Origin of the sequence: Longimicrobium sp. (assembly GCF_036399935.1) — a bacterium.
Taxonomy (GTDB): Bacteria; Gemmatimonadota; Gemmatimonadetes; order Longimicrobiales; family Longimicrobiaceae; genus Longimicrobium.
This window is the reverse complement of sequence record NZ_DASWMD010000048.1, coordinates 34,066-41,692: the sequence shown is the minus strand read 5'-3', so window position 1 is coordinate 41,692 and position 7,627 is coordinate 34,066. Positions and strand designations below refer to the sequence as shown.

The following is a 7,627-nucleotide window of genomic DNA, read 5'->3' as shown; positions in this document are numbered from 1 at the left end:
GAGGGGGTACACACCCTAATCGAGTGCGTCAGGCTGGGCCGGTGCTCGGGCCGGCGCCCCCCATCCCCAACCCTTCCCCCGCAAACTGCCGCGGGGGAAGGGAGCCAGCCCGGCGCGCGCCGGAAAGTGTGGAGCGCGTGCAGGTGAAGCCCCGAGCGGGACGCGACAGCGGCCCGAGTCGGGGCTTTCCGCTGTTCCAGCCGCGGGTTCACCCGCCCCGGGTGCGGTACCTTTGGACCCTGTGATCGCGCCCCACCACGGCCGAGGCCTCGGCGCGGGTGCCCGCTGCCGCGCCCTGGCTGGTACACGTCCGCGGCTGGATCCTTCGCCCCGCGACGTCCGGTTTGCGGGCTGGTTCGGTGCGCCTGGGGCTCAGGATGACAAGCCTCGCGCTTTCGGCTGGAACCGCGGGAGGGTCGCCCTCGTACGGTTCGTGCGTAGCGGCGGAGCCGATTCGAACGCTTCGACAATCCAACAAGACCGACCGAGAGGGCTGGATGAAGATCGCCGTGCTGATGGGGGGGACGAGTGCCGAACGCGAAGTGTCGCTGGCGTCGGGAACCGGGATCGTAAAAGCGCTGCGCGAGCGCGGGCACGAGGTCTATACCGTCGACACCGCGCGCGGCTTCATTCCGCCCGAGCAGGAGGGCGACCTACTTCCCGGGGGCGTGAAGTCGGCCCCGCCGGCCGAGATGGAGAACGCCCTGCCGCTGCTGCAGCTGGGCCAGGTGGAGCAGCTTCGCGCGGCCGAGATCGCCTTCCTGGCCCTGCACGGCGGCGAGGGCGAAGACGGCACCATCCAGGCGTACCTGCAGCTGCTCGGCATCAGGTACACGGGATCCGGGCCGCTGGGCTCGGGCATCGCCATGGACAAGGACGTCACCAAGCGCCTGCTTCGCGACGCCCAGGTGCCCACGCTCCCCTGGCGCGTGGCGCGCGCGCCCGGCTTCGTGTACGACCCCGACACCATCGAAGACCTGGTGGGCATCCCTTGCGTGGTGAAGCCTTCGCGCGAAGGCTCCAGCGTGGGCCTGCACGTGGTGAAGGACCGGGAGGAGCTGGACGCGGCGGTCAAGGACGCCTCGCAGTACGACACCGAGGTGATGATCGAGCGCTACGCCAAGGGCCGCGAGCTCACCGTCGGCATCCTGGGCGACCAGGCGCTCCCGCCTGTGGAAATCCGCCCCAAGAAGGGCATCTACGACTACGAGAGCAAGTACACGCCGGGGATGACGGAGTACCTGTGCCCGGCGCCGCTGGACGAAGAGGTGGTGGCGCAGATGCAGGCGTACGCGCTGCGCGCCTTCAAGGTGCTCAAGCTGCGGGGATACGCGCGCATCGACTTCATCCTGGCGCAGGAACAGCTGTGGTGCCTGGAGGCCAACACCCTCCCCGGGATGACGGGCACCAGCCTGTTTCCCAAGGCGGCCGCGGCGGTGGGGATCACCTATCCCGAGCTCTGCGAGCGCATCGCCCAGTCGGCCCTCGGCTGACGGAAAACGACAGCGGACCGGAGACGCGCGACGGGGGTAGAGAGGGGAAAGCGCCCGACCTCCTCGGGCGCGTCTCTTCTCCCGTTCCACTTCTGCAACGGAAATGGCTTACCGGGATTCGTACGCGGGCGGCGGCTTCGGCGGCGGAGCCGTAACCCCCTGGGTCAAGCGCTTGCTGATCGCCAACGCGGCGGTTTTCGTGGTGGCGTTCATCCTGGCCAACGTGCTGGGCTACGGCCGCGAGGTGCTGGACCTCGTGGCGTTCGGGCCTACGCGATTCGTCACGCGGCCGTGGACGCTGGTCACGTACGCCTTCGTGCACCTGGGGATCGGCCACATCCTCGGCAACCTGCTGGTGCTGTTCTTCTTCGGCCCGCCGCTGGAGGAGCGCTGGGGAAGCCGGGCGTTCATCAGGTTCTACCTGGTTTCGGCAGCCGGCGCGGCGCTGTTCTCGGCGCTGTTCTACTTCTGGGACCCGGCCAACTGGATCATCGGCGCCTCGGGTGCCACGTTCGGCCTGATGCTGGCGTTCGCGATGATCTGGCCGGAGATGGAGATCCACGTCTGGGGCATCTTTCCCATCAAGGCCAAGTGGCTCGTGGGCATCATGGCCTTCGTGGAGCTGCTGATCGCGGCCAGCGGATCCAGCGGCGGCGTGGCCACGCTGGCGCACCTGGGCGGCATGGTCACGGCGTTCCTGTACCTGAAGAGCCCGTGGGCGCCGCCGGCGTGGGGCGAGGTGCCGGCGTTCGCGCGCAAGAACAAGCCGAAGCGCGGCGGCGTGGCCCTGGTGCCCTGGTCGGGGAAGAAGCCCGAGCCCGCGCGCACCCAGGCGGCCACGGCCACGCAGGTGCGCCCGGCCAACAAGAAGGCCGTCGCCGCGGCCGAGCGCGAGCTGCTGGACGACGTCGACCGCATTCTCGACAAGATCTCGTCCAAGGGCCTGGGCTCGCTCACCGAAGAGGAGCGCCGGCGCCTGGACGAGGTAAGCCGCCGCTACCGCACCAACTGAAGCCGCGGCGGCTCCGTAGAGATCGCGAGGCCCGCTCCCCATCCGGAGAGCGGGCCTCGATTCGTTTGGGCGCAGGGCAGGGTCGGCGTCCTCCGCATGGCCTGTCATCCAGAGGCCCAAGCGCACCGCACCCACCCGCACACGCCACCATGCGGGCCGAAGGATCTTGCATGGGGCGCTACCCAATCCGGGCGCGGCAGCGACACGAAAGCCGAACTCACGCCTTCGACTTCCCTCGATCCGCCCTCCTGGCGTGGAAAAGGCGACCTTCCAGAATCGCGCAGGACGCACGATCCCGCGCATGCGAGGGTTCCGGGTCGTCCTCGGGAGCAAAAGCGGATTATAGGGCTACCACGCGCGTTCTCTACTTGAACGGTCGGGTCGAGGACAGCGATGGGGCGGGAAGATGCGGCGAGGCGGGGAATCTGAGGTTGAATCTGGAGATTTCGCCCGATTCGGCGGAAATCCGAGGCGGATCGTGCCTGATAACGCTGTTGTTAACCATCAGCCCAGGTCGCGTGCATGACGATGACTACCTTGCGACACTCAGGTTAACGCACGTTACGGCACTGCGGATGCGCTGCCAGACGCGGCGATGCCTTCGATCAGGTTGGTTAACGCGCGTTGACTCAGACCCTCGGCCCGGGTGATCCCTGCGAAATGGAAGGAAGCAAGGCCGTGGAGCATGGCCCAGAGGCTCAGCGCCATGCCGTCTGGATCGCCTTCCGCCAGCACTCCCGCATCCATCCCCTCGCGCACACGATCGCGCAGGAAACGCCGCACGGCTGCACGCTGGCGGTGCAGGGGAGACTCTTCCGCGCCTTCGGCCCCGGGTTCGAACAGGGCGCGGTAGGCTTGGGGCTGCGCGAGGGCGAACTCCAGGTACGCATCCGCCGTCGCCCGCAGGCGCTCCATGGCCGTGGGTGCCTCCAGCGCGCGGAAGAGGTGGCTTCCGAGCAGGCGTGAGCCCTCACCCGTGACTTCGCGCAGGATGGCGTCCTTGTCGGCGAAGTGGCGATACAGGGCTGTGGCGGTGACGCCTACCCGCTCGGCGACCGCACGCATGGTGACCGCATCGGGACCGCGCTCGAAGTGAAGCGCCCGTGCCGCGGCGATGATCCTGCTCTTGATATCCTCCATGTTAACATATGTAAACGCAAGCGGAACGTGTGTCAACCATTCAGGGCGGGCACCATTCGCCCTGAACACACCTGGTTAACAGATGTAAACGCCGACCCACCTGCCGTCCGCTGCCTGGCGCAAAGGGGTTGCAGGGGCTCGCTTGAGAACGTTAGTATCTCCGACGGCCCGCTCGTCCCACCTGATCCACTCTTTTGCACACCTGCATCGCCGATCTGCGCGGTCCTGCGACGGACCGGTTTCCGGCTTCGGCGACTGCCTCCCGCGACCCGCGGTTCCCAGCCTGTGAAAACACCGGTCAGCCCGACAGACCTCGAGTCGCTGGATCCAGGCGGGGGTGGAATTCCCTCGCGGTACCGCGACCGCATCATCTACGCGCTCGCCATCGCGGGAGCGGTGTTCCTGCTGCCCTTCGGCCTCAACAACGTCGTACGCGGGCGGATGGGGCTGGGCATCGCCAACCTGGTCATCGTGGGCATGCTGGCCCTGAACGCGCTGGCGCTCAAGCGCGGGCGCACGCCCCCCATCCCGGTCGCGCTCGTCTTCATTCCGGTGGCGGCCGGCCTGCCGCTGGGCATTCGGGCGCTGGGGTTCATGGCCGTGCTGTGGTGCTATCCGGCCACCATGCTCTTCTTCTGCATGCTCCCGCGCCGGCTGGCCAACCTCCTGGCCGCCGGGATCCTGCTGTCCGTGGTGCCGATGGTGTACCTGGACACGGGAACCGGTGCCGCCGTGCGGTTCGCCGTGACGCTCACGCTGCTGGTGGTGTTCACCAACCTCTTCCTGGGGGTGATCGATTCGCTCCGCGACCAGCTGGTGCAGCAGGCCGTGCGCGACCCGCTGACGGGCGCCTTCAACCGCCGGCGCATGGACCGCGTGCTGCGGGCGGCGGCGGCACGGGGAGAAGCCGCGTCGCTGCTGGTGATGGACATCGACCACTTCAAGCAGGTGAACGACCGATTCGGCCACGCGGGCGGGGACGAGGTGCTGGTGGCCGTGGCATCGGTCCTGGCCCGCGAGGCTGGCGGCGACCTGTTCCGCTTCGGCGGCGAGGAGTTCGCGGTGCTGCTGCCCGGCGCCGCCGCGCAGAATGCCCTGCGCGAGGCCGAACGGCTGCGCCGCGCCGTCGCCGAGGGGGAGGCGGGGAGGGGAGGACGGGTTACGATGAGCATCGGGGTGGCGGCGCTGCGCCGGGGCGACACCTGCGACACGTGGCTGAACCGCGCCGACGCCGCGCTGTACGAGGCCAAGCGGCTGGGGCGCGACCGCGTCGCGCAGGCGGCGGAAACGCCCGAGCTCGTCTAGCCCGGCGCAGCCGTCCGCCTCAGCAGGGGCCCGGGGGAAGAATGGCCAGGAGCCGCCCCTGGTACACCTCGTGAACCTCGGCGATGGGCCGGTGATCCTGCGCGTGCACCACGGCGCGGTGCGCGAAGAGCTCGTCGGGGATGGAGAGCGCCCCGGCGCTGGCGCAGGGCGGCGCGGCCCGCGGGGCACGTTCCCACCCTTCGGGCAGCGGTGACCAGAGCAGCGTTGCGGCGAAGGTGCGGCGGTACGGCTGCAGGGGCGCCACCACCCGGCCGAAGGGCGCGTCGCTGCCCTCCAGCGCCCGGTTCATCTCCGGCGTCAGCCGCCCGGGAACGTACCAGTTCTCCGCCTGGGAAAGCACGTGTTCGCCGCAGCGAAGGCGCACGCGCCGGTACCGCACCACCTCGCCGGAATCTACCTGCAGCCTCGCGCGCTGCTCCGGGCTGGGCGCGCGCGCGCCGCCCGAAAGCACCTCCGCCACGATCCGGGGCTCCGGGGCCATGTCGTGGTCGCGGCACCACTTCTCCAGCGTGAACGTCGCGCTGCGGCTGGCCAGGATCTCGGCGTTCAGGCCCTGGATCAACGCCAGCGCCTGCGTGCGGGTGAGCAGCGCGTCCGGCCACGCGGGTGCGCGCTGCCCGTCGGCGGGGGACGCCAGGAGCAGCGCGGCCGCGACCATCGGCAGCCAGGCTCGAGAGAAGGGTTTCCACACGTCGGCAGCAACCGGTTGGGAGGGTCCAGGCGCCCCTGGGAAGCGGAAGCAATTGAGCCGGGACGGCGCGGGGGAGCAAGACAAGGCCGCCGCCCCGGAATGCCGGGGCGGCGGCTTGGTGTCCGTTCCGTGTGTCGCGCGAGGCGTGCCCGGCTACGGCCGCGGGGCGAGGGCCTGCTCCAGCCGCACCATCCGGCTTTCCAGCTCGTCGGCCCGGCGGCGGGCCTCGGCGTTCTCCGTGCGGAGCGCCTGGTTCTGCGCCTCGAGCGCCTGCACCTGCTGGCGCAGCGCGGCGAGCTCTGCCTGCTGCCGCTCCGTGCGCGTGTCCAGCGCCTGGATGCCGGCCAGGTTCACGCCGTCGAAGTCGCCCTGGTTGATGGTCAGCGAGTCACCGCTGAACCCGAACGCGCGGTGCCAGTCCTGCGCCATGGGGCCGATGTGGCGCACCGTGCGGTCTTCTTCGGTGATGTAGCGCCAGGTGGTCACCGGCAGCGAACGGATGCGGGCCAGCACGTCCTCGCCGTCCACCGCCAGGAACAGGTCCTTGCGGCTGCGGTCCGACACCGTGTTCCAGGTGGCGGCGCCGGCGTTCATCGTTACGCCGGACGTCCGGGTGGCGTTGGTGTACAGGCGGATGCCGCCCGACGCCCGCAGGTTGAACTGGTTGTCGGCGCTCGCCTGCAGGCTGTCCGCGCTGCTGCCGTCGGAGATGACGATGGCGCCCGTGTACCCCCGCGTCGAAGCCGCGCGGCCCAGCGCGATGGCGTAGTTGCCGGACGCCGTGGCGCGGTAGCCCAGGGCGATGGCGGCCTGCCCGTTCGCATGGGTGGCGAAGCCCATCGAAACGCTGTAGGGCTGGTCCGTGTAGGCGCTGTGGCCGGCGGCGATGGACCAGTTGCCCTCGGCCTGCGTGTTCTGCCCGAACGCCGCGCTGAAGAAGCCGATGTTCGCGTCGTTCCACTGGTCGCTGTTGACGCCGCCGGCGCGGAACGCCGCGCGGTACGGGTGCCACATCATCCGGTAGCCCTCGCCTTGCTGGGGGATGAGGCCGATTCCCAGCGAGCCCATGGCCACGAAGCCGCCGGCGCTGTCCACGCGCACCCGGTCTTCCTTGCCGTAGACGGAACGCAGGCGCAGGATGAGGCCGGAATCGCCCGTCGCGATCCCGCAGTCCGCCACGTCGACCTTGTTGTCGCCGTTGGTGTCTTCGGAGCTGATGTCGGCCGTGCCGTTGCCGTTCAGGTCCCAGCAGTTCTGGCCATCCTTGCCGTTGGCTCCGGCCGCGCCCGCGGCCCCGGCGGGACCCTCAGGCCCCGCAGCGCCGGCGGGGCCCTCCGGACCCGCCGGGCCGGCGGGACCTTCAGCGCCGGCAGGACCGGCAGCGCCCTCAGGACCCGCGGCGCCCGTGGCACCGGCGGGACCTTCCGGGCCCTGGGCCCCGGCGGGACCCTGCGGCCCCGGCGCGCCCGTGGCGCCCGCGGGACCCTGGGGACCCTGCGCGCCCGCCGCTCCGGCTGGACCAGCCGGGCCCTGCGGACCGGCCGGGCCAGCGGCTCCATCCGCACCCGCGGGGCCGGCGGGGCCTTGCGGCCCGGCGGCGCCCGGCGATCCGGCGGGGCCGGTGGCACCCTGCGGTCCCGTCGCGCCCTGCGGACCGGTGGTGCCCTGGGGCCCGGCGGGGCCCTGCGGACCGGCGGGGCCCTGAGGACCGGCGGGCCCGACGCCCCCGTCTTCGTTCCAGCTGAACTCGATGTGGTTGGGCGCCGAGCAGCTGGTGCGCAGGCCCGGCTGCTTGATGCGGTACACGGTGCCCGAGCCCGGCACGTAGCAGGCGTAGAGCACCGACGAGGACGACTGGCTCTGCTGCTGCGCCAGGGCAGGCGCGGGCGCGAATGCCAGGAGGGCGGCGCCGGCGGCAGCCGCCAGCGTCGAAGCGGAGGGGAGTGTAACCTTCATTCAGCCTCG

Annotated in this window: 6 protein-coding genes; 3 read left to right on the top strand and 3 right to left on the bottom strand. The window is 70.7% G+C overall.

Annotated elements, in window-relative coordinates; genetic code table 11:
* Nucleotides 1–497 precede the first annotated feature (497 nt).
* Complete coding sequence (locus tag VGB24_RS15580; RefSeq protein WP_331073873.1) at nt 498–1,493, top strand: D-alanine--D-alanine ligase; 996 nt, start codon at nt 498–500, stop codon at nt 1,491–1,493.
* Between the two features lie 103 nt (nt 1,494–1,596).
* Complete coding sequence (locus VGB24_RS15575; RefSeq protein WP_331073872.1) at nt 1,597–2,505, top strand: rhomboid family intramembrane serine protease; 909 nt, start codon at nt 1,597–1,599, stop codon at nt 2,503–2,505.
* A gap of 561 nt (nt 2,506–3,066) precedes the next feature.
* On the opposite strand, the gene VGB24_RS15570 is transcribed toward VGB24_RS15575, so the two are convergent.
* On the bottom strand, nt 3,067–3,645 hold the full coding sequence (locus VGB24_RS15570) for a TetR/AcrR family transcriptional regulator (protein ID WP_331073871.1): 579 nt from the start codon (nt 3,643–3,645) through the stop codon (nt 3,067–3,069).
* Nucleotides 3,646–3,930: 285 nt separating this feature from the next.
* Between VGB24_RS15570 and VGB24_RS15565 the strand changes: the two genes are divergently transcribed.
* On the top strand, nt 3,931–4,950 hold the full coding sequence (locus VGB24_RS15565) for a GGDEF domain-containing protein (protein WP_331073870.1): 1,020 nt from the start codon (nt 3,931–3,933) through the stop codon (nt 4,948–4,950).
* Nucleotides 4,951–4,969: 19 nt separating this feature from the next.
* On the opposite strand, the gene VGB24_RS15560 is transcribed toward VGB24_RS15565, so the two are convergent.
* Both VGB24_RS15560 and VGB24_RS15555 read right to left on the bottom strand, forming a co-directional pair.
* Nucleotides 4,970–5,629 (bottom strand): hypothetical protein, encoded by a 660-nt coding sequence (locus tag VGB24_RS15560; RefSeq protein ID WP_331073869.1) that lies wholly within the window; start codon nt 5,627–5,629, stop codon nt 4,970–4,972.
* Between the two features lie 186 nt (nt 5,630–5,815).
* Complete coding sequence (locus tag VGB24_RS15555; RefSeq protein WP_331073868.1) at nt 5,816–7,618, bottom strand: tail fiber domain-containing protein; 1,803 nt, start codon at nt 7,616–7,618, stop codon at nt 5,816–5,818.
* Between the last annotated feature and the right edge of the window lie 9 nt (nt 7,619–7,627).

Excerpts from the sequence above, each read along its gene's own strand:
- VGB24_RS15560 (WP_331073869.1), bottom strand. The coding sequence starts at position 5,629 with ATGGTCGCGGCCGCGCTGCTCCTGGCGTCCCCCGCCGACGGGCAGCGC.
- VGB24_RS15555 (WP_331073868.1), bottom strand. The coding sequence starts at position 7,618 with ATGAAGGTTACACTCCCCTCCGCTTCGACGCTGGCGGCTGCCGCCGGC.
- VGB24_RS15570 (WP_331073871.1), bottom strand. The coding sequence starts at position 3,645 with ATGGAGGATATCAAGAGCAGGATCATCGCCGCGGCACGGGCGCTTCAC.
- VGB24_RS15575 (WP_331073872.1), top strand. The coding sequence starts at position 1,597 with ATGGCTTACCGGGATTCGTACGCGGGCGGCGGCTTCGGCGGCGGAGCC.
- VGB24_RS15580 (WP_331073873.1), top strand. The coding sequence starts at position 498 with ATGAAGATCGCCGTGCTGATGGGGGGGACGAGTGCCGAACGCGAAGTG.